Consider the following 25786-nt stretch of genomic DNA (forward strand, 5'->3'; position numbering starts at 1 on the left):
GGCTTGCATTAAGTAACTCGCCTTTATTGCTTATTTAAATCTTTAGAGTACCTTCAATATGAGCAAAACGCTTATACACATTTTTGACAATATTGAAAGCTATGTGTGTCGCCTTTTGCTGGCTGCATTTGTGACACTTCTGTTCATTCAAATTCTTTCACGTCAGTTTTTCAGCTATTCGCTGTCATGGAGTGAAGAGCTTTCAGTCTATATGTTTGTTTGGTTTGTTTTTTTTGGCGCGAGCTACGCTGCACGAAAGTCTGCGCACAATCGAGTGACTTTTCAATACAAACTCATGCCAGCTTGGATACCACCAATTTTAGAATTCATCAGCGACATGATATGGGTCGCCTTCAACAGTTACTTTGTATACCTTTCTTACGACTTTGTCTTTAACAGGATGAATTTGTTCTGGAAGTCACAAACACTAGGCGTTCCGATGAAGTATATATATTTAATACTTCCCATTGCTTTTACACTTATGACTATTCGTATCTTGCAGGTAAATTACCTAAAACTTGTAAAAGGTGTTTCCATAGAAAATCCTGACGATACGTCAGTGAATGAAATATTAGAAAGTAAAGACATAGAAATCACATCGCAACACTACCCAACTGAAAAACCTACCTCATCGGAGGTGAAAAATGGATGAGTCGAATATTGTATTAATCCTATTTGGTTCCTTCTTCTTACTATTATTAATTGGCGCTCCTGTAACCGTTGCATTAGGTGTTTCTGCACTGGCTTCGCTCCTAGTTTTAGAAGAAAACCCTATTAAGCTAGTTCAAATTGCATTTAATTCCGTAGGCTCATTTCCATTAATGGCTTTACCTGCTTTTATATTGGCTGGTGCTCTAATGGAAGCGGCAGGAATATCAAAACGACTTGTTAATATTGCCGAAAGCTTTGCTGGTCCATTTACCGGAGGCATCGCAGCATCAGCCGTATTAGCTTGCTTATTCTTTGGTGCAATATCTGGATCAGGACCAGCAACCACTGCCGCTGTTGGTATGCTGATGATTCCGGCTATGGTGAAGCGAGGTTACAGCAAAGAATACGCTTCTGCTTTAACTGCATCTTCCGGTGGCTTAGGTATTATTATTCCACCCTCAATACCTATGGTTATTTTTGGGATTTCAGCAATTGGTCTGGCAGTTCCCTCCGAAGCCGTTGAAAAGTTTGGTGAGTTTCAATCAGTATCCATTACCAAGCTGTTTGTTGCTGGCGTTGTACCGGGACTAATCATGTCTTTATCGCTTTTAATTCTGAATTACATTCGCTGTAAAAAAGCGGGATATTTAGGCTCTACAGAAGGTTGGGATTTTGCACACATCCGCCACTCTCTTCGCTTAGGTTTTTGGTCCGCATTAGCGCCGTTAGTGATTCTTGGAGGAATTTACTCAGGTTTCTTTACACCAACAGAATCTGCCATCGTAGCGATTTTTTATACTCTTTTCATCGGCACCTTTATCCATAAAGAAATGTCTTGGCAAAAACTATTTCATTCGCTAGAAACAACGACTTGGTTATCTGGACGAGTTCTTCTTATATTGTTTACGGCAACAGTATTTGGGCGCTTATTAGTCGAAAATCAAATTCCAACCATTGTTGCAAATAGCCTTCTAAATCTAACCGACAACCTTTATTTAATATGGGTTTTAATTATAGCCTTTTTGCTGTTTGTCGGCATGTTTATGGAAACACTCGCTGCTATTATGATTCTTACGCCAGTCTTGTTACCAGTAACTTATAGCTTAGGAATCGACCCTATACATTTCGGTGTTGTGATGATTTGCTGCTTATCAATTGGCTTTTCTACACCACCACTGGGCGAAAACTTATTCGTTGCTTCTGGCATTTCAAATATTTCATTGGAAGCAGTCACAGCAAAGGCTATTCCATTTGCCTTGGCGTCCACTGTTGCAGTGATTACAATCGCGTTTATTCCTGAAATTACTTTGTTTTTACCAAGCATCCTGGGCAATTAGCTCAGGAATCGCTGAGGGGCTAATTAACAGTCTAAAGAGGAATGTAACATGTTTCCTGAAGTCGATAAAATTCTCTATTGTACCGACTTGTCTTCATCGGCAAATCGAGTACTGGAACACACGCTCTATATTGCTAAGCAAACACAAGCAGAAGTTTACCTTTTACATCTGATTGATAAGCTCTCAGATGATGCACGCTTTACCTTGGAAACTTACGTCTATACTAGAAAAAGTCGTGTGGATATTCTAAGAGAGCGCATTAAACATGCGCAAAAAAGAGTAAACGAGCAACTTGATCAGTTCTGGGAAAAACACCCTGATGAACTTAGATACAAACACTTAATTAAGTCCATTCATATTGCAGAAGCCCATCCTGTGGAAGCAATTATTCAAGTATCTCATGACAAGGAGATAGATCTGGTTGTGATGGGAACTCACGGCAAAGTGGTGATGAATACGTTTCTTGGCAGTGTGGCGAAAAACGTCTTAGGGCGCTCCACGATTCCAGTATTGATTGTGCCTTTCGTTAAATAAAGTATTTAGTTAGCAAAGCGTCTCATGCGCTTTGCTAACCTTCTTTCACGAAGTTACCCTTTATATAGCTTCAGCCTAAAACCTGCTTAGATTGTTTATTAATACATTTATCAAAGTTACTGATGGAAGTCGAAGAAAAACCTAAGGAATATGTGCATAAGACGAGCACGTCCCTAAAGCACTTTCGAAACACAGATTGAGCTTAGGCCAAAAATAAAAAAATCCCTGTTTTTTATTAAAAACAGGGATTTCGGTGACAATAATATCTAGAAAGCTGATTGCGCTAACTGTTACGCCACATCTTGATGAATCATTCTAGGCGTTTTCTGTAAGTAAGCTTCCATTTCTGCCATGCCATTAGGCTGATCTACTTTCACACCAAGGTCACGCATGGTGCTGCCAAATGCATGAAGTGTTCTAAACAAGTTGTGTTCACGACACTGCTCGCCCATCTGTCCAATACGAACAATCGGCTGCCCAAATGAGCCAGCAATTTCAACACGATAAATGGCTGAAATATGGTCGCAGATCTGTTTTGCAGACAATCCTTCGGGAATGCTGATACCAACAACTGAGTTTAATCGAGCAGGAGGCTCTATAAACAACTCAAGCCCCATACCTTGAATACCAGCCTGTAATGCCTGTGAACAACGTAAGTGACGTGCAAAACGTTGCTCAAGAGTCTCTTCACAAACCAGCTTCAACGCTTCATGTAAGGCCATAATCCCAGACACTGGCGCTGTGTAGTGATAACCATCACGATGCCAGAAGTTTTCTGCTAAACGAACATCAAAACACCAATGTGTCAGTGGCGTTGTGCGGTTTTCAATGGCACGCCAAGCATCATCAGAAAAAGCAACCAGCGACACCCCTGGAATAGACGAAAGACCCTTTTGACCACCTGTAATCACGCAGTCAACATTCCACTCATCCATTTTCAATGGCATGGTACTAAGGGTACACACCGCATCAACCACCACCAAACAGCCATACTCTTTAGCAATCTTCGCAATGTCTTTTAGTGTGTAGTTGCATACGGTATTGGATGTTTCACCCTGCACCATACTGATTACTTTTGGACGCACTTGTTCGATTGCTTTACGAACACGGTCTGGATCCGCTGCTTCATGCACTGGAATATGTAACTCATGAACATCCGCGCCAATGCGCGTTGCCATTTCAGCCATTCGGTGACTAAAGAAGCCATTGTTCAAACACAAGATTTTTTCACCAGGTTGCAATAAGTTCACCGCAGACATTTCCATGGCGGCGGAGGCAGGTCCCGCGACGCCAAGCACCCACTTGGATTCCGTTTGAAACACATAACGAGCCATGCTTTTAACTTGGTTAATCACTTTGGCCATGGTCGGGCCTAGGTGATTAATCACAACTGAATTGGCCTTGGCAACGCGCTCAGGAATAGGCACTGGTCCGGCGCCCATCATTAATAGAGGTTCCTGTGGAAGAATATCGTCTAAGGATTGAAGTTGTGGACGGGGAATACCCGTTGAAGAGTCCATTATGACCTGCCTTTTAATGTGAAAAATATGAAAAATCCTTCTCGACTACCTTAGAGAGCAAATATCGAATTTTACTTTTTTTTAGAGTAAAACTCGGAATATTTTGCTTTTCCAAAATAATCCTCTGAAATAATACTGCAAACAGTTCATCTTTAAGAGTATAGATTTTGAAAAGAGTCGAATAACCCAAAACTAGGCAACAGACCCATACAAGTCACCAGTAATGCTTTGAAAAGGCAGCATTATTTACTTCGAAGTGCTTCCACCAGTGGCGTTAATGAGTGAAAAAATGATTGTTCTACAAACTAGCATGTCACTTTTACATCATTGTGCAGACGCGCCTTAAGTGAACTAAATTGGTGCAAGTACACATGATTTCCTTTGTTATCTCTAAATAGTTTTCAGCACAAAAGTCTCACTACTTTGGCGGCAAAACATTCGTCTTTATTCCACTAAAGATTCATGCCTTATTCTTTACTAAACCCTTTGAACACTGGGCCTTTCACTGTCACAAATCTGTGTTGCTGAAGGGATAAACTGATCGTCAAATTGTTTTTAATTCATGCTCTGGCAAGTATTTTGCTTTCACTTCTGTGTCGGTCAGTTTCGCCATGACACAGTGAATGTCCCAAAACAGGTCAGAGGCACATTGACTGATATTTGCAAAGGAGGAAAGGTGATGCGCTTCATTGAAGTCAACGTCACCGAATGTATGACGACCACTTTATTAGTCTTTACAGATTTAGATGGCACGTTACTTGATCATTATAGCTATGACTTTTCTGCGGCCAGTGACGCTCTTAACAGTTTAAAAACGCTAGGAATTCCTTGCGTCTTAAACACCAGCAAGACTTACGCAGAGCTTTTAGAACTTCGTGATGCGTTGCGCCACAAAGATCCGTTTATTGTAGAGAACGGAGCAGCTGTTTATCTGCCCGTAAACAGCCGCTTCGACTCTACCCCTGAATGGACGCAACGTGGTGACTATTGGGTAAAGGCATTTGGTCCAGACCGCCAACAGCTGATCGCAACCGCAAAAACTATGAAGTCACGCTTTGATTTCGTTGGATACCATGAACTGACTGTTGAACAGTTGATGGAACACACTGGTCTCGATGCGTACACCGCCACACTCTCCATGGAGCGAGAGTTCACTGAACCCTTAATCTGGAATGACTCAAATAATGCTTTGGCTGAATTTAGAGGCCTGATGGCTGAGAAAGGCATCAAAGTTCAGAAAGGCGGACGCTTTGTCCATCTTATGGGACAAAACTGCGACAAAGCAGTTGCTATGAAATGGCTTACCGAACGTTATCAAAACAATACGTCTGATGTCGTCAAGAGCATTGCCTTAGGTGATGGGGAAAACGACGTTGAGATGATAAGCAAAGCCAACATTCCTGTGGTAGTACGCTCGCCAGTTCACGTACCGCCAGAAATACCCAACCGAAATGACGTATGGATTACCGACTCATATGGACCAAAAGGTTGGAGCGAAGCGATTAACCAAGCGCTGACAAACGAAGGATTTATTTAATTTTTCGGTAGGCAAACAGCCCTACCGAACAAGCATGAACCATGCTAAAGGAGACAAACAATGGGTGATTTTTACCAAAACGGCATACTAACAACACTGCATAATTTGTCACAACGCCCTCTCGAAGAGATGGAGAGTGAGCTGTGTGAATTCGCTAAAAAACGCCCAATGGCCCTGATCTTGCCTTGCTTGTATTCCGAGCTTGAAACAGAAGCAATGCCTAATATCATTCGCCATCTTAAGCAAGTACCTTACCCGATTGAGATCATCATCGGCCTTGATCGCGCCACTGAAGAACAATACAAACACGCTTTAGAATTCTTTTCCGAACTGCCACAGAAACATAAAGTGCTGTGGAATGATGGTCCTCGCTTGCGTGCCATTGATGAGATTCTTAAAGGTGAAAAACTATCACCGAATGATCCCGGCAAAGGACGTAATGTTTGGTTCTGTATGGGCTACGCACTCACATCATCCGATGCAGACGCCGTCGCCATGCACGACTGTGACATCGTCACTTATGACCGCAGTTTGCTAGCTCGCTTGATCTACCCTGTTGCAAACCCTAACTTCAACTACGAATTCTGTAAGGGCTTTTATGCCCGCACGGCAAACGGAAAAATGAACGGTCGTGTAAGCCGACTACTGGTAACACCATTGCTCTACTCACTCAAGAAGGTATTAGGTCATTTAGACTACCTAGATTACTTAGACAGCTACCGCTATTCACTAGCAGGTGAGTTTTCGTTCCGCCGCGATGTGATGACAGATTTACGAATTCCGAGTGATTGGGGCTTAGAGATTGGTGTGCTATCAGAAATGTATCGCAACTACTCTACCAACCGTTTATGCCAGGTAGACATTGCCGATGCGTACGATCATAAGCACCAAGATTTATCTGCGGATAACGACGATGGCGGCTTATCTAAAATGTCGATCGATATTACCAAAGCGATCTTCCGTAAGTTGGCGACCAATGGCATCGTCTTTAACCAAGAAACCTTCCGCACCATCAAAGCCACCTATTATCGAGTCGCATTAGACTTCATCGAAACCTACCGTAATGACGCGGAAATTAATGGTTTGAAACTGGATGTGCACTCTGAAGAACGAGCGGTAGAACTGTTTGCTAGCAACATCATGAAAGCCGGCAACATGTATTTAGAAAACCCTATGGAAGCACCGTTTATTCCAAGCTGGAACCGTGTAGCCAGCGCTTTCCCGGGTGTAATGCAACAACTTGAAGAAGCGGTGGCACAAGACATGCTGGAATACGGGCCGAAATAGCCCGTAATACCCAGCACCGCTTACCATTCCACTTCATGCACGACGATTTATAAGGTAGATATTCATGGATGCAGCGCCCCTTTCACATTTAGAACAGCGATTAATTGGCCATTTACAAGTTCTGTATCCACATTTAGATACAGGGGAAATGGCGAGAAATTGCTTAGCCACTTTTGGCTTAGATCCCAAAACAGAATCCCCACAGCCTCACAGAAACATCTGGGATCAGTCGGATATCATGCTGATCACCTATGCCGACACCCTACGTCGTGAGAATGAGCCACCCATCAATACGCTGCATCATTTCGTCAAAACAGAGCTGGCTCAATGCATCTCTACTGTCCACCTGTTGCCATTTTTTCCATACAGCTCGGATGATGGCTTCAGTGTGATGGATTACACCTCCGTTAACCCATCCGCTGGTAAGTGGCGTGATATCTCAGCCTTAGCGCAGGACTTCAAAGTAATGGGGGATCTGGTGATCAACCATTGTTCAAGCCGAAGTATGTGGTTTGAAAATTTCAAAGCTGGCGTTGAACCAGGAGCAAGTTATTTTTATGAGGCCGATCCTAACGCTGACTTGAGCAATGTTGTACGGCCCAGAACCTCTCCGCTTCTGCGCGAGGTTCAAACCAAGAATGGCACCAAATACGTGTGGTGTACCTTTAGCCATGACCAAGTTGATCTGAATTTCGAAAATCCTAAGGTGTTGATGGAGTTCTTGCGCATCATCCGTCTCTACTTAGAAAAAGGCATTCGCTGGTTTAGATTGGATGCGGTCGCTTTCCTTTGGAAGAGCCCTGGTACACCCAGTATCAACCTGCCCAATACCCATGAAATGATTCGCTTACTGCGTTTGATGATCGAGCATTATGCTCCAGACGCGGTCATTATTACCGAAACCAACATCCCTAACCGAGAAAACTTAACCTACTTTGGTAACGCCAACGAAGCACACTTAATTTATAACTTCTCATTGCCACCACTGTTGATTAACACCTTGGTATCTGGAAACTGCGAGCATTTAAAGAACTGGCTAATGCGTATGCCGCCAGCACAGCAAGGTACGACTTACTTAAACTTTGTCGCATCCCATGATGGCGTTGGTTTGCGTCCTACAGAAGGACTTCTAAGTGAATGGGAGCTGGACAACCTCATCAGCACCATGAAGCGCTTTGGCGGAAAGATTAGCTCAAGAACAACGCTGACGGGGGAAGCAAAACCGTACGAAATCAATATCAGTTTATGGGATGCCTTAAGTGGTTCCGTAAGTAAAGGACCTGACCAATGGCAGTTTGCTCGTTTTATGTGTGCAGCGGCCATACAGTTGGCGCTTGAAGGGTTGCCCGCGTTTTATATTCATTCATTGTTCGGTACTGAAAACGACTATGCGCGAGTCGACAATACTGGCCAATTCCGTTCTATCAACCGTCACATATGGGATATGGACGATTTAGAGCACAAGCTTAATACGCCATCACACCATCAAAAAGTGTTTCAGGCGTTGCGCAACCTCATTCAAATAAGACGCGCCCAACCGGCCTTTCATCCTAATGCGACACAGTATGTCCTACACACGGGTAACAAGCTGTTCGCATTTTGGCGCCAAAGCTTGGATCGTCGCCAAAGCCTGTTTGCGATCTATAACATTACCGATGAGCCACAAAGCTTTAATCTAGCTGAGCTTAACTTAATCGCGACAGACGATTGGACGGACTTAGTGACTGATCAGAAATACGAGGACAGACTTGCTCAAGTCACCTTGATGCCTTACCAGTTCTTATGGCTAGCCAATAAGAAAAGCAAGGCTAAACAATAAATTAGCCTTACTTTCATTGATTACTTAGCCGCGCTCAGCGCGGCTTCAACATCGTCGATGTCTTCAGCAATAAACCCACCACTTTGGTGTGACCAGAGTTTGGCGTAAATCCCGCCTTGCTGGATCAGCTCGCTATGCGAGCCTTGCTCAACAATCGCGCCTTTATCCAGCACAATCAAGCGATCCATCGCGGCAATGGTAGAAAGTCGATGGGCAATTGCGATCACCGTTTTTCCTTCCATCAAACGATACAAGCTATGTTGGATGGCTGCCTCAACTTCGGAGTCCAGTGCAGAAGTGGCTTCATCTAGCACCAGTATCGGCGCATTTTTAAGCAGCACACGCGCAATGGCGATACGCTGTCTTTGACCACCTGACAGCTTAATACCACGCTCACCCACCATGGCATCGTAACCAGTATTGCCATAAGGGTCAGTTAGCCCGAGGATAAACTCATGCGCTTCAGCACGCTTCGCTGCAGAGATCATCTCTTCTTCTGTGGCATCAGGGCGACCGTACATCAAGTTATCGCGCACGGTGCGATGAAGCAGCGACGTGTCTTGAGTCACCATACCGATACCCGCTCTCAAGGATTCTTGTTGAACATCACTGATCACTTGACCGTCTATTTTAATGGCCCCCTGTTCGACATCATGAAAACGCATAAGCAAATTAACGATAGTCGATTTACCTGCACCTGAGCGCCCTACTAAGCCCACTTTTTCACCTGGCTTAATATGAAGGTCTAACGCATCAATGACGGAAATATCTTCCTTACCATAATGAAACGCGACTTGATCGAAATGAATGTCCCCATTCGAAATCGACAAAGGCTTAGCATCGTCTTTGTCCTGAATCGTGAGCGGTTTTGAAAGCGTTCCCATACCATCTGCAACCATGCCGATGTTTTCAAACAACGCGCTAACTTCCCACATGATCCACTGTGACATGCCGTTCAACCGCAAAGCCAAACTCACCGCAATGGCGATGGCGCCAACACTGATGGCACTGCCTAACCAAAGGCCAATGGCAACTGCAGCAATCACAAATGCCAATAGATAATTTAAGCTCTGAACACAGACATTTAGCCCCGTTACCATGCGCATTTGCTTATGAACCGTCGCTAGAAAGCCGTTCATGGATTCCTTTGCATAGGACAGCTCACGTTGATTATGAGCGAATAGCTTGACGGTCGATATGTTTGTGTAGCTATCCACTATTCGTCCTGTCATGGTGGACCTAGCGTCAGCTTGCTCTTCTGATATACGGCGCAAGCGAGGTACAAAATACAACTGAATAGCGATATAACCTGCCAACCAGCCCAACATTGGCAGCACCAAGCGATAATCCGCTTGGGCAATCAAAACCAGCATTGAAATGAAATACACCAAGATGTACATCAGCACATCGAGCAACTTCATCACGGTTTCTCGAACAGCTAGCGATGTTTGCATTACCTTTGTCGCAACTCGACCAGCAAAATCGTCTTGAAAAAAAGATACGCTTTGGCGCAATACGAAACGGTGCGCTAACCAGCGAATTCGCATTGGGTAATTACCCAACAAAGTTTGATGAACAATAGCCGAATGTAAAAAGGTTACCAATGGCATGGCGATTAGCACCATCAATGACATGGCAATCAAACGTCCAGATTCTTCGCTTAAAAACGTTTCAGGGTTTTTAGTTACCAACCAATCAACCAACTGCCCCATAAAACTAAATAATGTCACTTCTAGTATGGCTGCAATGGCCGTCAACAAAGACATCAGTAATAAGGGGATTTCAGCCCCTTTGGAGTAGTAGCGACAAAACGCAAACAGTGTCTTTGGCGCTTGTTGGGGGTCAACCTCAGGGTAGGCGTTTAACCACCGTTCAAAAAATTTCAACATAGGTTCTACTATAATTAATCTTGATTAAAAAAATGACGTCAAGTGAACCATAGAAATGCGTAGAGCACTATCGTCCGCTTTGACTGGTCGCTTAATTAAGAAGTCTTTCCTTAATTACAGGTATTCGTACTAATAAGACAACCTTATAATTGACACAATCAACTAATTAATATTCACATCCCTTTAAATGGAGTGCTATGCAACTTACTCTTCCGATCATTCTCGTCCTAGGATTGCTGTCAGGCATTACCCCTTTGGCCATCGATGCTTATTTACCAAGCTTCCCTAGTGTGGCCCAAGACTTAAACCAAGATATCAGTCACATTCAACTGACTCTCAGTGTGTACTTGCTGGTATTTGCTATTTTTCAAATGGTTTATGGCCCAATATCGGACGCGATTGGACGTCGAAAAGTAGTTGTTATTGGGCTGATTATTTTTAGCCTCGGCAGCCTCGCCTGCGCGCTTGCAGGCACTTATGAATGGCTATTGGGTGGCCGTGTTATACAAGCCATCGGCGGTGCCGCCGTTGCGGTAACCATCCCTGCTCTAGTAAAAGATAACCTAAGTACCAATCAGTTCGCCAAAGCGATGTCGATGGTCATGCTGGTTATGGCGCTGGCACCATTGGTTGCTCCGATTCTTGGGGGAGCGATTCTGGTTGTTTTCAATTGGCATGCGATCTTCATTTTCTTAATGCTGCTTGCCATCTTAGCCATTGTGCTTTTCTTAAAAACCATCCCAGAGACATTGCCATCAGGACAGCGAACACCACTGTCATTTAAAACAGCCATGAGCAACTATTACAAACTGACTCGCCAACCCATCATCATGGGCTACATCATGGCAGGCTCATTGCACTTCGCAGGTTTAATGTGTTTTGTGACAGGGGCATCGTTCGTATACATCAAAGTCTATGGCGTTGACGAAGGACTCTTTGGCTTCTTATTTGGTCTCAACGTCATTACGATGATGTTAGCAACCACCATAAATGGTCGTTTTGTTGAACGTTTAGGGATCGACACATTGATACGATACGCTATGACCGTGCTGATGTTGGATGTCATTGCATTGATTTCAATGAGCTTTATGGAGCAACCACCATTGCCTGCATTAATCCTCGGGATGATGTTCTTTACTGGTCCAATTGGCATTTTGGGAAGCGGTTTCATGGGTGGTGCTATGCGACGTGCAGGATCGTTAAACGGCAGTGTTGCCGCCCTGGCTGGTACGATTCGTTTTTCATTAGGGGCATTAAGTGGTGTCGTTTTAAGTGTGCTTCACAATGGTACTTTTGTGCCAATGTTAGGTATCATGGCTTTTTGTGGACTGACGACATACATTATTTATCGCATCGTTCGTCATTTAGAACAGCTGTCCCCTATTAGCGAAAAACACTAAGTAAGAGTATTAGCATGTTAACAACGACTACGTTATTAGAAAAACTATCTTCAGCACCTGAAACAGTCTCTTTTCAAGACTCTATCGGTGTCATTGACAGTGAGTATGAATTTACACCAACTGCTTTCAAAAACGGCGATCAGGTCAATCAAGCCAACGAAAATAACGGATCTTGCAAAATCTTTTACTTCGCTCAGACACATCAAATTGATCAGGACCGTGTCCTTAACTTATTTGGTGACTTTTACCGTAAAGACGTTTTAGAGAATCCAGAAGGAACAGATCACCAAAACATTCGCCAGTTCATTATTCATGGCTGGTCAGGCATCTCATTCGAGGGCCAAGCCTTAAAAGCTAACTGATTCGAGAGGGCGAGTGATCGCCCTTTTTTAATCCATTCGGTGAACTTTAAACGTAACCAATATTCTAAGTTTGCTGAATACGACGAAGGTGTAAGCGCTTATGGATCTAGTGGTTTTTGATTTAGATGGTACATTGTTAAACAAGCAACAACGTTTGTCTGCCACCACCATCGATACACTTGAAAAGATGAAGCATGCTGGCATTGCTTACACCCTAGCGACCGGGAGAACGCATCTCGCGGCGCAGCCCTGTCTCGAAGGGCATAACTTCCCACTCTGGCAAATCTATAAAAACGGTGTCGAATGGTGGCACCCTGAGCAGCAGGTTTATCGTCACAATGGCTTGCTGGACCATCTGACAATTCGTGCCGCCCTTGATGACTTTGCAGAGCAAGGCGTCACACCTTTTGTGTTTTGCCTAGATGCACACGGTCAACAACAAGTATTTCATCCGGATACATTGGACAAGTACGGCAAAATGGTACTTGAAGAGCTGTCTGGGCATGATAACTTGACCCAACATGACCTATCAGAGCTTACGCCTGAGACCCGCATTATTAACATCAGCGCTCTGGGACACCCATCCCCATTACAACAACTTGTAGAACGCTGCTCTAATTACGATGACTTAGTTGCTTACTGTGGCGGTGGTATTTATCACCCCGAAACACATTGGATCGACATACATCACAACAGCACCTGTAAAGGTTCTGCAATCATGCAGCTGATGGAAGAACTCAATGCTACGAATCTTATTGTCTTCGGTGATGGCGACAATGATTTGACCATGTTTGAGATGGCAAACGAAGCGTACGCCACGGACAATGCACCGAATTATATCAAGCAAAAAGCAACGGCTACGGTCGGACATCATGATGCCGACGGGGTCGCTTTATTCCTAAGGGAGCGGTTTAATTTATCCTAGTGGGATACGAATTTGCGCGGCAATGTTACGAATTCGCAACAAAACACTCTTTACGAAGAGAAAATATTCGCCCATAGTAGAGTCATAACGTAAACAAGTGGAGAAAGATTATGTTTGAATTTGCCCTATTTATCGCTGCCGTTGCTGGTGCGTTCTGGATGGCACATTCCCTAATCAGCACTGTATCTACACCTTCGATGAAAGCTCAACCGATCAAGATTGAGCAAGAGAAGCAACTTAAACAACGTCCTCGCGATCGTTTTCCACGCTAAACCTTAGTCGCCATCTTAATGTTCAGATGGCGATAACCCTGCTAAACGATGCCATACTCTTTCAGTTTATTTGCAATGGAGCTGTGGCTTACGTTTAAAAACTTAGCCAATTTGCGTGTACTTGGGTATTGTGGATAGAGCTCCCTCAATACCTGAGCCTCATAGGCTTTGACTGTTTTATCAAGCGAACCGTCAATCAAAGCAATCGGCATGGTTTCCCCTACCTCTAACGGCAGATCACTGGTTTCGATTTGCATTCCGCTCGCGATATGTCTTGCTTGGTAAAGACAAGATTCAAGCTCTTTTAAGTTACCTGGCCAGTGATGCATTTTCAGCAATGCCATGGCGTCTTCAGATAGCGAAATTGGGGACTCACCCGAACGTTCACCAGCATCCGCTAATATTTCACGCGACAAGCCAACCAAATCATCCTTGCGCTCACGCAAAGGCGGCACATGCAGCTGATAGCTACTTAGCATGAAATAAAGCTCATCTCGAAGATGATCCTGCTCTCTTAAACTCTCATCACTTAGTCTCGATAATCCAATCACTCGACAAGGCGCTTGCGTTTGATACAAACGACTTGGCTGCTCCTTTAACCAATCAATTAACAAACCTTGGCAGAAGTCAGACATTCGCTCAACATCGTCAATGGCCAACCAACCACCTTGTTCCAAATACTCTGCCAGAGTTTCAGAAGTTAATGCAGCGCCACCTACGTATCGTATAGCGGATTCGAACTCCAAGTTTTGCTGCTGCCAAGCGTGAAAGATAGCGTCCAGCAACCGCTTCTTGCCCACCGCAAACTCCCCTGTCATCAACATGGGGCTGTCTATCGAAACATAAGCATGAGCAAACGTTAAGCATCGTTTCATGGCCACACTTCGACATACGCTTAGCTCCATAAATCCTTGCAAGGCATGCTCTGCATCTGGGGCTTTACGCAAACTGGAAGCCTGCCTTCCTAACCGTTGTGCAGAACGAATATAAATCACGCCACCGGCACAAACATTTATGGCGTTTTCATTTGTCACGAAGTAAGGCTGCATCTCTAACAACATAAGCTGACCATTCAAACGAATCCGTTTGGTCACACCATGCCGAAAGGTTTTCCAATCCAGTCGTTCAAAATTAATGCTGGGGATAAATTGACTCAGTGGCTGTCCAAACATCTGAGCCAAAGAGCTCGATACATCTTCCGCGGCCTGTTGCGTTGCCATGGTAATGATGCCTTTTAAATCTACAGCAACAACACCATCTGGAAGCGCTTCAAGCAAAGTATGCAATACGTGCTGTTCGCGCTCTGAAGGCGTATATTGCACAGTTTTCACATCAGCCACACCACGCAAACGACGGATATCCGCTAACAATTGAGTCAACTGTTTAAATTCAATGTCATCAAACCCCACATACAGGCAGCCAACATGACTGTTGACTTCCACTCGACGCATGTCGATATGGTAAGGCACCAACAGATCGAGTATTTCCATCGCCATCCCGACTCGATCTTCACACCTAACTTCTAAACGCATATTTGCCTCAGTTTAGTTTCACATGACGATCTCATTTTGGTTGATCGATGCATGCGACATTGGTCATAGTGCAGCCTATGACAAGTTCTATTCATTAGAAAAATACAGTATCATGCGTGACCATTACTAGTCGAAATGGTCCCCCTATGCAGCTCGATAAAATCGACCTCAACTTACTGCGTTATTTAGATTCTTTACTTCGTGAGCAAAACGTTACTCATGCTGCCAACCAACTTGGTATCACACAACCCGCCATGAGTAATGGCTTACGCCGACTTAGGGACTTATTTCACGACCCACTTTTGGTTCGTACCAGCGATGGCATGATGCCAACCGCGTTAGCAATCCAATTGCAGCCTCGAGTACGCAGCATTTTACAGTCTGTCGATGAAGTATTGCATTTGGGACACAACTTTGACGCGGAATCCAGCGCTCGTGTTTTTCGCATTATGGCCAGTGACTATGCTGAAGCGACACTTATTCCACCGCTAATGCAAAAGCTTCAACGTGAAGCACCTAACGTCATCATGGATGTCATGAACCCAAGTGACGTAAGCTTTCATGATGTAGAGAAAGGCAAAGTAGATATTGTCATTAACCGTTTCGACACACTGCCACAATCTTTCCACCAAAAATCTGTTTGGGTGGACCGATTCTCATGCCTAGTGCCAAATGATGATCGCTTTGACGAAGTCATGAGCCTAGAAGACTATTTGGAAGCTCAGCACGTTTGGGTAAGCAAAACAGGCTTTGGCGTTGGCGTTGGCATCCAACCAGAAGAAGTTCAAAAGCTCGGCTGGGTTGATTCAACATTGGCTGAATTAGGCCATAAACGAAACATACGCTTGTTTACCCGTAGCTACAATGTCGCCATGCGTTCAACGGAACAACTCGGACTGGTAGCCACGCTACCTTCGTTAGCGACGCGCCTGATGCTTGATAGCCCTAGCGTTAAGGTTGTAGAGCCTCCTTTTGAGATCCCACCGGTCGAGCTAAAAATGCTATGGAGCCCATTACTACAACATGATCCCGGCCATATCTGGCTGCGCTCAACCATTGCAGGCTGTGCTAAGACGATCGCAGAAAACGCAGATCTTTAAGCATGCTAAGGCGCTAATTAATCTAGCGCCTTTTTTGTATCTTTACGGCACTGTATTTAAACGAAGATGAGCATCATCTTCATCAGAAATAGTGACATCCAAATCGGTGATGTGGCCATTTTTAATGCTATAACACCAGCCATGAATCGTTAATTCCTGACCGCGTTTCCAAGCATTGCGCACTATACTGGTTTGGCAAACGTTCGCAACTTGCTCGATAACATTTAGCTCGCACATGCGGTCAAAGCGTGCGCCACCATCTCGGATATCATCAACTTCCGACTTATGGATACGATAAACATCTTTAATATGACGCAGCCAGTTATCTATTAAACCGTATTCCTGAACTTCCATCGCTGCTTTAATACCACCACATCCATAATGTCCAACGACCATGATATGCTTCACTTGCAATACATCTACGGCATACTGAATAACCGATAAGCAGTTTAAATCAGTGTGAACCACAACGTTAGCGATGTTTCTGTGTACAAACACCTCCCCCGGTAACAGATCCACTATCTGATTGGCCGGCACACGACTATCAGCGCAGCCTATCCATAAATAGTCAGGCTTTTGCTGCTCTGATAATTTGTCAAAGAACTCCGGATCCTCGGCATTTACTTTTGCGGCCCAAAGGCGGTTTTTATCAAACAATGCCTCTAACTTATTTGGCATGACTCTTTCCTTGCTTTTGATACCAGCGCAACTTTATGTCCGCGGTTAAATCGATTTGCTGTAATGCCTGAGCAGCTTTGCGCCCTTCATAAGGCGCTTTATGGATATGCGGTGTCATACTGAGGAGTTGCCCAATGTCTTCTTGAGTAGACAATGAGAAACTAAAGCGATGATTCTTTTCCTGCACCAAGTCGAACCCTTCTATTCCCTCTGCAAAGGTCGCACGATACGGTTTGATCTCAGGGTACAACACCTGACGAAGCTCAATTAAGTGATCTGCCCCCGATTCAATCAAAAGCAAATAACCGGCATCATTTAACACACGATGAAACTCTTCAAAGACAGGGAAACCGAATGCACAGATAAGCCAACCAAAGCGCCCTGAGGCCACAGGCACATGAGCATTACTACCAACAATCCAGTCAATGGTTTTACTGCGTTTACTGGCATCGGTGATCGCCCATTTGGAAATATCTAAACCGACAGCCGATACGTCACGAGTAGCTGAAAGCTGCTCAGTAAGTTGACGTAGATAATGACCTTCACCACACCCCGCGTCCAAAACATCTATACTGTTCGCTGATGCAAGTGAATCAGGTAAAGAAGCAAGAACCGCTTCAATAACTGGATCATAGTAGCCGTTAGACAAAAAGGCCCTACGGGAAGCGACCATCTCTTTGCTATCGCCCGGATCTTTAGAGTGCTTTTTTTGCACGGGCAGTAGGTTAACGTAACCAGTTTTAGCGATATCAAAAGAATGCCCATGCGCACAAACCAAAGTACGATCTTGACGCTGCAAGGCAGACTGATCAAGCGGGCAGCATAAATTTTCTAGATTAGACACTCAGGCTCCGAAGTGAAGACGAAAGGACAATGATTGAATGGGCTGAATGTTAACAAAAAGTGAGGCAAAAAGGAGTTTTACGATATGACTTTAACGGGATTAAATCAGACCTTTTGATCTTTTAGGCGTTCACAACTTCCGCTTTACCAAACGCGCCTAGGTAACGCTCAAAATCATCACTACACATAGGCTTAGCAAACAAGTACCCCTGCACCTCTTGGCACTCATAATTGGTCAGCAAATTCATCTGGCTGCGGCTTTCAACGCCCTCGGCGATGACTTTAAGGTTTAAGCTTTGCGCCATCGCAATAGTGGCTTTAACAATGGCATCATCACCATCGATACCCAAATCCTTGATGAAAGAGCGATCAATCTTGAGCGCTTGGATGGGGAATTTTTTCAAGTAAGCCAGAGATGAGTAGCCTGTTCCAAAATCATCGATGGAAAGGGTCACTCCCATTTCACGGAAATCATGAAGCTTTTGAATGGTACCGTGAGCGTCTGACATCAACATGCTCTCGGTTAACTCAAGTTCAAGATATTGCGGATCTATACCAGTGTCCGCCAGAATCTGCTTCACCACTTCCACTAGATTAGGTTGCAAGAACTGACGGCCTGACAAGTTCACCGACAGATTAATGGGTGGAAGCCCTTGATCCTGCCATGACTTTAGCTGTTCACATGCACGTCGAATGACCCACTCACCCAGTGGCAGAATCAGACCACTTTCTTCTGCGATTGGAATAAACTGATCTGGCGGTATCATGCCTTTCTCAGGGTGATGCCAGCGAATCAGCGCCTCCGCGCCAACGGTTGCCTCATCCATGGAGCGTACTTTTGGCTGGTAATACAGCTCAAACTGCCCCTCTTCTATCGCTTTACGCAAACCACCACCAAGTGTTAAGTAAGCGCTAAAGCCTTCGCTCATGGACTCTTGATACACCAAATAGCCATTGTGCGCACTGGCTTTTGAACGGTACATGGCCGCATCAGCATTCTTTAGCAAGGTATCAATGTCTTCGCCATGACAAGGGTAGCATGCGACTCCGATACTGGTAGTGATCAGCATCTCCATATCCGACACAGGATAAGGCTCAGCACCTGTAGCATTGATTAATGCAGCAACGTCTTCCAACTCTTGAGTATCTTTGACATGCTCCATCACAACGACAAATTCGTCACCACCTAGACGATATAGGCAAGAGCGAGAGGGAATGGTGGTCTTTATTCTATTGGCCACCTCTTGTAGTAGCTGATCACCAACCCGGTGACCGAACGTATCATTGACGACTTTAAAGCCATCTAAGTCCAGATACATGACACCAAACTTTCGGTCACGTTTCTCAGCGGTATTTTTGGCTTTCTCAAGCTGTTGGTACAACAGATTGCGGTTGGGAAGACTGGTTAGACAATCGTAGTTCTGAAGGCGGTACAGCTTCACTTCGAAATCGCGCAGCTCTTGGATATCCTGCGCAAACATATCGATATTACCGTTTTCAGGATTAACATGTGCTTCAAGTTCAAACCAGCGAATTCCGTTGGCAGCGGAAAGTAAAATCTCTTGATGGACTGCCCCCTTACTATTGACGCGTTCAACAAAGTGTTTGGCCGCACTATGAACAGCAAAAAGTTCTCGAATATGGGCAATATTTGGAAACAATGCATGTGCCCGCTGACTCAGAAAAGACTTTTCACCAGTCGCCGTAAATGACATCAAAATAAGAGAGTTTAGGCTCTCAGGAATACTTTTGTTACCGTAGGACCGAGGCATCGCTTGAGACACCCCTGAAGGACATGGCATGGCTTCAACAGAGAAACCCAATGCATCCGTTCCTAAGGCAATCGCAGTGGCCGTACAACGATATAACACCTGCCTAACATCGCGAAGCAACCAATGAAAGCTAAGTGGTTCACCTTCGTTGGATTGGGCTAGAAAATGAGTTAAATCTGACTTTAACTCACCATCTATGTAAGTCAGTCCATCACGGCTCACACCAAGAGCGCCCGCAAAACATTGTTTTGCAGTACGGTTACTCCATGACACAGTTCCTTGTGTGATATCTATTACCCAAGCCGCTTTCTTTTGGCTTGGCACTAAGAACTCAACAATGTCAGTCATTTAATACATCAAAAACGTGAGAGACTACTAGCAGACTTGAGCGAGGCTCATTTTCTACAATAATTACCAGTCATCAGGACAAACAAAAAGCCAAAAGGTATCAGAATTAGGCGGCCTAAAAGTACTAGAACAAGAATACAAAACAGGTCGATTATCATGAACAAAGCGCTCAGATAACTCAAGTAACAGTTCGTTATTTATTTGTTTTTTATTCGGTTTATCTATATTTGGAGTGATCCAATAAGGTTTAGAAGCCTCGCTCAGAGCGCTTAGATACGGCGCAGCCAATCTTAAATCGGAAAGCCTGAGCCAACCACCTCGCCACCCTGAGTGTGCAAAAAACTCGCAAGAAGCATTCTTCATGAAATAAAAATGCCGACCATAAACCAACAAATCAGGTACGACATGATCACCACCACTTACACATCTTAACCATTCTTTACCCTCAGATACAGTAAGAATTTTTAATTGATGTTCGCGAGCATGATTTGTTTTCTTTTGTAGGCTGTCATTTTTATTGGGTCCAATCCAAGTCCCATTAGGTTCATCATTGAAACCAAGATAAAACTTTAAAGCGATCTCAAACTGATACGTTACGCCCTCACTCTCGACCAGCAAATCCACCTCGCCAAAGGTCTTACCACCAACATGAATCTGCTGATGCTCAGCCAAAATATTCAGGGTAGTAAAATGCCTGACCACAAATGAGAAAAGTTGCTCAAAATAAGTCCCTAGAAAATGAGACTTTGCGGACGCCATATGCTCTAGCAAAATTTGCGGGTTTGCCTGTAAGTCAGCAAACACATCAGACCAATCAGAGCGAAGGAATTGTGCTAAAGGTGTATCTAAGACAAAACTCTCACACTCTGATAGTAGCCATTCGACATCAGCAAGCAGCTGTTCCGCAGGGTGGCAAATCATGACTTGGAGCTACGACTTAAGAAACGGTCCAGCGCATCCGTGATCAACACAAGTTGCTTGATATGGTTTTGCTCTAGAGCACGAAAAGCCTCTTCGACCATAGGGGAAATATGACAACGACTTGGCAGTGGCTCCTGATGTTCAATCATCATTTTGAATCGTTCTATCAACACATAACGCAACCATTGCTCGAAAGTCATTGTATCAATGCAGAATGGCTGCTCTGATGCAAAGGCTTCACTAGACGGTTTGTCGATTTCCCAAACATGAGCGGACTGCATCGCCATCTGCAGCTCTAAAATTAAGTCCGCTAGTTCTGAATAGTGTTGGATCGATTGAGACAACTGATTTCTCTCCTAAAAAACGGTATGATGCAGCCATTTAAGCTACTTTGGAACGGCCATACTCGCCATGCAAAACATTGAATCTCTTAGCGACCTGTTCGATGCCGTAGGTTGCAAAGCCACATTCTACGATGTTGGACGCTATATTACTAAAATCACACCGCAACAAGTTGTGCAGTTCGATAAAAAACAACAGATTTACCCCTATAGTTTTCGTAAACAAGCCTGGCTTGCTTGTGTTCTCACACAGAGTTCCGGTGACAACAGCGCAACCAACCAAGTCATTTGGTTTTTACGCTTGCCACTAGATGAATCCGGTTGCCTCAACCTCGGAACTCGTGATCACTTTATCAAAACCATCGTTGACAAGATCATGCACAAGGGCGCAGAACAAGGCGTTCAAGAGGCTCTGGAAGATAATCCGTATGCTTTCCAACCTGATCAAGATCGCCTTGCAAGCTTTCACGCGATACTGGCAAGAGATCTAAAACAACCCGCATCAGAATACCTAGATGCCGTTCTCACGTACTTACGTAACGCAAACGCCTCATTGGGCGATGACTGGCAGGATTTAGGGATTCAAGGTTTAGCGGATTTGGCTGCCCGAAATGAAAAGGCTGGATACGAGAAAGAAGTGATTAGGGCGCTCTGTTCAGCACCTGACGACGTGCGCTTTCCTCTGTGTCATGCGCTAGAGCATCATCTACCAAGCAGTGCGGTAGTAAAAGCCGTAAGCAACGAAATGATTGGCTCAGGCGCGACACCAGCCAGTGCCTCTCACCTCATTAGAGCCATTGCGCGAAGCGACTTCCCTAACGATCTCTTTATCCCGCTTTTCACTATGCTCGGTGATATTACGGATTGCAGCGACGAGCAATTGGAATTGATTGCTGCCTTGGTTTCAAAATGTCCCCATTGGCTAACAGCCCAAGGGCAGTTGCTACGTATTATTCTAGAAAAACTGGCTCACCGAGACGATGCACAGCTTGGCTTTAAACACATCATTGCTGAGCTGACACAACAACCAGAGACACGCCAGGCATGTTGGAATATTCTGCGCTCACCTCACGCCAGTGCAGCACTTCAAAAAGCCATTGCCGATTTATTTACCCCAAGCACTCAAACATTACAATAACCCAATGTCGCTGCCATATTTAATGGCGAACGTGCTTTGGCTCAACCAATGAACGCATTTCCTTACGATGCTGTTTAAACTCTTCACTCAGCTCGTAAGTACCTTCGCGGGTATGCTTTAAGGCCCCTCGGCTTACCAAAGCCTCTAAGGTTTTTGATAACACTTTCTGGCGGCGTTTTCCTTTGACAAAGAAATACTGATCGCCAACTTGTATGAGCTCGAAACCGGTTTCCAGAAACCCAACACAAAGGTTTTGGGTTGGTGTAAGTTTTAATTTCATCGCGTCACCCTCAACCAAAAGAATAGATTGACTCAGGTAACTATAGTAAAAAAATGAAATAACTGAATGTTATTGAAGGGAAAGAGTAACCAGTTTCACCCTAGTTACCCTTTTTTGCAGTTTATTGAGCAAAGACAACCGTCTTATTACCGTGAACCAAGACACGGTCCTCAATGTGGTATCGCAGGCCACGGGACAATACCAATTTCTCTATATCTTTACCAAGGCGAACCATGTCCGTTGCCGAGTGGCTATGACGAACACGGATCACATCTTGCTCAATGATCGGACCAGCATCCAGATCAGCGGTCACGTAATGACATGTTGCACCGATCAGCTTCACCCCACGCACGGCTGCCTGATGATAAGGCTTAGCACCGATAAACGATGGTAAGAAGCTGTGGTGGATATTGATCACGCGATGACGATACTTCTCACACAGGTATTCAGGGAATATTTGCATATAACGCGCCAGCACAATGGTGTCAGCACCCGAGTCATCAATGGTCTTTTCAATAGCCTGGAAAGCTGGCATTTTGTCTTCTTTTGGGACATTAATGCAATGATAAGGAATGTTGTACCACTCAACCATTGATCGCAGCTGTTCGTGATTGGCAATGACACCAACGATATCACAGTGCAACTCGCCAGTGTGCCACCGGTGCAATAGGTCATTTAGACAGTGAGACTCTTTCGTCGCCATCAACATAACTTTAGGTTTTTCTTCACTGCTGTTAATGAACCAATCCATTTCGAACTTAGCAGCAATGTCTGCGAACTCTTTACGGAAAGTCTCAATATCAACGCTCATGGATTCAGCATCAATAACATGACGCATGAAAAACCATTTCTGCTCAGCGTCAGTGTGGTGGTTGGCTTCCACAATGGAGCCATTACGCTCATTCAAGTATTGACTAACTGCAGCGACAATACCTACTCGATCAGGACAGCTGATCACCAAACGATATGTTTTACTCATAATTTCTATTTACTTCTATGGAATCAAAATCTCAACCAAATGGTCAATTTGATTGAGATTATACTGAATTTATGGGGCAGAATTCTAACTATGATTTATGTCTCAAAATCCAACATTGGTGGATTTTTTGATTTCGTTCAAAATCAGGATCCAACGACTGACGGGTGATATTCTCCACCTCGTAGCGCTCAGTTATCTCAGCATCCAGCTCAAATCGACGGTAGTTGTTTGAGAAAATCAGCTCACCTTTAGCATGCAAGCGAGCCATGGCTAAATCGATCAAATCGACATGGTCACGCTGGATGTCTAACACACCCGCCATTTTTTTAGAGTTTGAAAAAGTCGGTGGATCCATGAAAATCAGATCGAACTCACCATCAGCCTGACGCAACCATTCGAAACAGTCTGCACGAACAACTTGGTGATCTCGCTCAGAGAACTCATTTAACTCCAAGTTACGACGCGCCCACTCCGTGTAAGTGTTCGACATATCCACACTTAACGTGCTCTTAGCGCCACCTTGTCCAGCGTGAACAGAGCCCGAAGCGGTGTAACAGAACAAGTTCAGGAATCGAACGCCGTTTGCCTTTTCTTGAATCAACTTACGTACCGGTCTGTGATCCAAGAACAGTCCGGTATCTAGGTAATCCTTAAGGTTCACGATAAAATCACAACCGTGTTCTTCGACCACCATTTCGTGTTGCTGTTGATCAACTTTCTCATATTGCTGCTTGCCAGACTGACGTAAACGTTGCTTCACCACCACGTTTGTCTCTGGAATATTCAACGCCGAAGGGATCGCTGCTACCACGTCAAACAAACGCTGCTGCGCCTTGGTTTCGTCTACGCTTTTAGGGGCTTGATACTCCTGAACATGAGCCCAATCGTTGTAGATATCAATCGCCACTGCGTATTCTGGCATGTCGGCATCGTAAACACGGTAACAAGCGATGTTTTCGCGCTCTACCCACTTACGCAGTTTCTTTTGGTTCTTTTGTAAACGGTTGACCACCATTTGCGCACCTGAGGACAACCCCACTTGCTCACGACTACCCGCTTTAATATGACTATCGCTGATTGGGAAACGGTAGGCTCGACATTCTAATCCACCGTTTAAAACGCGCGAACTTTTTTCTGGGCGGATTGGGATTTGTCGAGCAAGATTTTCACTGCTGGTAAGCAGCATCATTTCACCTTCTAAAGCATGCTCGATAGCCCAATCCCCAAGCTGGCGATACAAGGACACCAACGCCATTTCATCACCTAAACGCTCACCGTAAGGTGGGTTCACCATGACCAGTGTTGGCTGTTGTTGCCACTCAAATTCATGCTGCTGGAACGCAGACAAGCTAACAGTTACCACATTCGATAGCCCTGCTCGCTTGATGTTTTCGCGCGCCGCAGCAATCGCTTTTTGCTCGCGATCCGTACCTTGGAAGCTAACCGTTAAGTCTTGCGGCTGCAGTCGCTCATTCTTAGCAAAGTCATTCAACTGTTGCCACAGACGATGATCGTGCTGCTTCCAGCCCTTAAACCCCCAGTATTGACGGCGTAAGCCCGGGGCAATGTTCAATGAGATCAAAGCGGCTTCCACCAAAAAGGTGGCCGAACCACACATTGGGTCAACCAACTGCTGGAAGCGTGTATCTTTCCCCCAACCCGCACGCATTAGCAGACCTGCCGCTAAGTTCTCTTTCAAAGGCGCCATCGCACCCTGCTGGCGGTAGCCACGACGGTGCAAGCTTTCCCCTGTCATATCCAAACTCAACACGGCCTGATCACGCTTGATCTTTAGAGCAATGCGCAAATCTGGGTTCTGTTTTTCAACGCTTGGACGACGGCCAGTTTTGTTAGAGAAATAGTCGGCAATCGCATCTTTTGTTCTCACAGCACCAAACTGCGTATTGCGGATCGCATGGTTGGTTCCATGGCAATCGATCGCAATGGTATTGTCTGCGTGCATATGATCAGACCAGTTAATGGCTGCGACAGCTTGGTAAAGTTCATCCGCTGAGCCGACTTTGAAGGTTGCCAATGGCATCATGATACGTGTTGCTACACGAGACCATAAACACGCAAGGTACATACCGCGCAAATCCGTCAATAACTTAACCTGTGCTTCACCTAGTCGAGTCTCAGTCAGACCTAAGTCATGCAGCTCTTTTTCAAGAATATTTTCCAAGCCAATTGGGCAGGTCAATTCAAGCGCTATGTTTTGTGTCAATGAGTCACTCGTGGTGGACTCTGGGTTATGTGTCATGTTTATTACTTTTTGATGAATTTTTAAATTTCATTAGAGCAAAGTGTTTTTAGACAAACAG

Annotated in this window: 23 protein-coding genes; 12 read left to right on the forward strand and 11 right to left on the reverse strand. The window is 44.7% G+C overall.

What is annotated here, in order from left to right:
- The first annotated feature begins 58 nt into the window (after positions 1 to 58).
- From ACXAC1_RS00065 to ACXAC1_RS00075, 3 genes are read left to right on the forward strand one after another with little or no spacing between them, the layout of a single operon-like run.
- Positions 59 to 652, forward strand: a complete 594-nt coding sequence (locus ACXAC1_RS00065) for a TRAP transporter small permease (RefSeq protein WP_475057365.1) — start codon at positions 59 to 61, stop codon at positions 650 to 652.
- Positions 645 to 1988, forward strand: coding sequence for a TRAP transporter large permease (locus ACXAC1_RS00070; protein ID WP_475057368.1), 1344 nt, complete (start codon positions 645 to 647; stop codon positions 1986 to 1988). Before ACXAC1_RS00065 ends, ACXAC1_RS00070 begins: the two co-directional genes overlap by 8 nt.
- 48 nt (positions 1989 to 2036) lie before the next feature.
- Positions 2037 to 2522, forward strand: coding sequence for a universal stress protein (locus ACXAC1_RS00075; protein ID WP_475057371.1), 486 nt, complete (start codon positions 2037 to 2039; stop codon positions 2520 to 2522).
- Between the two features lie 290 nt (positions 2523 to 2812).
- Here ACXAC1_RS00075 and ACXAC1_RS00080 read toward each other — a convergent pair whose 3' ends face one another.
- A complete protein-coding gene (locus ACXAC1_RS00080; RefSeq protein ID WP_475057374.1) occupies positions 2813 to 4042 on the reverse strand; it encodes a pyridoxal-phosphate-dependent aminotransferase family protein in 1230 nt (409 codons plus the stop codon).
- A gap of 679 nt (positions 4043 to 4721) precedes the next feature.
- Between ACXAC1_RS00080 and ACXAC1_RS00085 the strand changes: the two genes are divergently transcribed.
- The 3 genes from ACXAC1_RS00085 (at position 4722) to ACXAC1_RS00095 (ending at position 8685) form a co-directional block, all read left to right on the forward strand.
- Positions 4722 to 5579: an HAD-IIB family hydrolase gene (locus ACXAC1_RS00085; protein ID WP_475057376.1), complete on the forward strand. Its 858-nt coding sequence runs from the start codon at positions 4722 to 4724 to the stop codon at positions 5577 to 5579.
- 60 nt (positions 5580 to 5639) lie between these two features.
- Positions 5640 to 6866, forward strand: coding sequence for a glycosyltransferase family protein (locus ACXAC1_RS00090; protein WP_199462082.1), 1227 nt, complete (start codon positions 5640 to 5642; stop codon positions 6864 to 6866).
- 64 nt (positions 6867 to 6930) lie between these two features.
- Positions 6931 to 8685: an alpha-amylase family glycosyl hydrolase gene (locus tag ACXAC1_RS00095; RefSeq protein WP_475057379.1), complete on the forward strand. Its 1755-nt coding sequence runs from the start codon at positions 6931 to 6933 to the stop codon at positions 8683 to 8685.
- Between the two features lie 20 nt (positions 8686 to 8705).
- Here ACXAC1_RS00095 and ACXAC1_RS00100 read toward each other — a convergent pair whose 3' ends face one another.
- Positions 8706 to 10574 carry an ABC transporter ATP-binding protein gene (locus ACXAC1_RS00100; protein WP_475057382.1) on the reverse strand — a complete coding sequence of 623 codons (1869 nt, stop codon included), beginning with the start codon at positions 10572 to 10574 and terminating at the stop codon, positions 8706 to 8708.
- Positions 10575 to 10771: 197 nt separating this feature from the next.
- Between ACXAC1_RS00100 and ACXAC1_RS00105 the strand changes: the two genes are divergently transcribed.
- The 4 genes from ACXAC1_RS00105 (at position 10772) to ACXAC1_RS00120 (ending at position 13533) form a co-directional block, all read left to right on the forward strand.
- Entirely contained in the window at positions 10772 to 11974 is a 1203-nt protein-coding gene (locus tag ACXAC1_RS00105) for a Bcr/CflA family multidrug efflux MFS transporter (RefSeq protein ID WP_475057385.1), read from the forward strand.
- A gap of 14 nt (positions 11975 to 11988) precedes the next feature.
- Positions 11989 to 12336 carry a HopJ type III effector protein gene (locus tag ACXAC1_RS00110; protein ID WP_475057388.1) on the forward strand — a complete coding sequence of 116 codons (348 nt, stop codon included), beginning with the start codon at positions 11989 to 11991 and terminating at the stop codon, positions 12334 to 12336.
- A 100-nt stretch (positions 12337 to 12436) separates the two neighbouring features.
- Positions 12437 to 13261, forward strand: coding sequence for an HAD-IIB family hydrolase (locus ACXAC1_RS00115; protein ID WP_475057391.1), 825 nt, complete (start codon positions 12437 to 12439; stop codon positions 13259 to 13261).
- A 110-nt stretch (positions 13262 to 13371) separates the two neighbouring features.
- Entirely contained in the window at positions 13372 to 13533 is a 162-nt protein-coding gene (locus ACXAC1_RS00120; protein WP_162847539.1) for a hypothetical protein, read from the forward strand.
- Positions 13534 to 13574: 41 nt separating this feature from the next.
- On the opposite strand, the gene ACXAC1_RS00125 is transcribed toward ACXAC1_RS00120, so the two are convergent.
- Positions 13575 to 15065, reverse strand: coding sequence for a TyrR/PhhR family helix-turn-helix DNA-binding protein (locus ACXAC1_RS00125; RefSeq protein WP_475057394.1), 1491 nt, complete (start codon positions 15063 to 15065; stop codon positions 13575 to 13577).
- A 146-nt stretch (positions 15066 to 15211) separates the two neighbouring features.
- Between ACXAC1_RS00125 and ACXAC1_RS00130 the strand changes: the two genes are divergently transcribed.
- Complete coding sequence (locus ACXAC1_RS00130) at positions 15212 to 16165, forward strand: LysR family transcriptional regulator (protein WP_475057397.1); 954 nt, start codon at positions 15212 to 15214, stop codon at positions 16163 to 16165.
- 42 nt (positions 16166 to 16207) lie between these two features.
- Here ACXAC1_RS00130 and can read toward each other — a convergent pair whose 3' ends face one another.
- The 5 genes from can to ACXAC1_RS00155 all read right to left on the reverse strand — a co-directional run bounded on the left by can (position 16208) and on the right by ACXAC1_RS00155 (position 21071).
- Positions 16208 to 16843, reverse strand: a complete 636-nt coding sequence (gene can, locus ACXAC1_RS00135; RefSeq protein ID WP_475057400.1) for a carbonate dehydratase — start codon at positions 16841 to 16843, stop codon at positions 16208 to 16210.
- Positions 16833 to 17687, reverse strand: coding sequence for a putative RNA methyltransferase (locus ACXAC1_RS00140; RefSeq protein ID WP_475057403.1), 855 nt, complete (start codon positions 17685 to 17687; stop codon positions 16833 to 16835). Before ACXAC1_RS00140 ends, can begins: the two co-directional genes overlap by 11 nt.
- Before the next feature lie 121 nt (positions 17688 to 17808).
- Positions 17809 to 19806 carry a putative bifunctional diguanylate cyclase/phosphodiesterase gene (locus ACXAC1_RS00145; protein ID WP_475057406.1) on the reverse strand — a complete coding sequence of 666 codons (1998 nt, stop codon included), beginning with the start codon at positions 19804 to 19806 and terminating at the stop codon, positions 17809 to 17811.
- A gap of 63 nt (positions 19807 to 19869) precedes the next feature.
- On the reverse strand, positions 19870 to 20727 hold the full coding sequence (locus ACXAC1_RS00150; protein ID WP_475057409.1) for a DUF1853 family protein: 858 nt from the start codon (positions 20725 to 20727) through the stop codon (positions 19870 to 19872).
- Positions 20724 to 21071 carry a YqcC family protein gene (locus ACXAC1_RS00155; protein ID WP_475057412.1) on the reverse strand — a complete coding sequence of 116 codons (348 nt, stop codon included), beginning with the start codon at positions 21069 to 21071 and terminating at the stop codon, positions 20724 to 20726. Before ACXAC1_RS00155 ends, ACXAC1_RS00150 begins: the two co-directional genes overlap by 4 nt.
- A 67-nt stretch (positions 21072 to 21138) precedes the next feature.
- On the opposite strand from ACXAC1_RS00155, the gene ACXAC1_RS00160 reads away from it, so the two are divergent.
- Positions 21139 to 22206 (forward strand): DUF3549 family protein, encoded by a 1068-nt coding sequence (locus ACXAC1_RS00160; RefSeq protein WP_475057415.1) that lies wholly within the window; start codon positions 21139 to 21141, stop codon positions 22204 to 22206.
- Positions 22207 to 22225: 19 nt separating this feature from the next.
- Here the strand turns inward: ACXAC1_RS00160 and ACXAC1_RS00165 are convergent, their stop codons facing one another.
- From ACXAC1_RS00165 to rlmKL, 3 genes are all read right to left on the reverse strand, one after another.
- Positions 22226 to 22486 carry a formyltetrahydrofolate deformylase gene (locus ACXAC1_RS00165; protein WP_133560173.1) on the reverse strand — a complete coding sequence of 87 codons (261 nt, stop codon included), beginning with the start codon at positions 22484 to 22486 and terminating at the stop codon, positions 22226 to 22228.
- A gap of 121 nt (positions 22487 to 22607) precedes the next feature.
- Positions 22608 to 23465, reverse strand: a complete 858-nt coding sequence (purU, locus tag ACXAC1_RS00170) for a formyltetrahydrofolate deformylase (protein ID WP_475057417.1) — start codon at positions 23463 to 23465, stop codon at positions 22608 to 22610.
- An 88-nt stretch (positions 23466 to 23553) separates the two neighbouring features.
- On the reverse strand, positions 23554 to 25725 hold the full coding sequence (gene rlmKL, locus ACXAC1_RS00175) for a bifunctional 23S rRNA (guanine(2069)-N(7))-methyltransferase RlmK/23S rRNA (guanine(2445)-N(2))-methyltransferase RlmL (protein WP_475057420.1): 2172 nt from the start codon (positions 25723 to 25725) through the stop codon (positions 23554 to 23556).
- Between the last annotated feature and the right edge of the window lie 61 nt (positions 25726 to 25786).

Source organism: Marinomonas sp. AWM4_232, assembly GCF_056158325.1.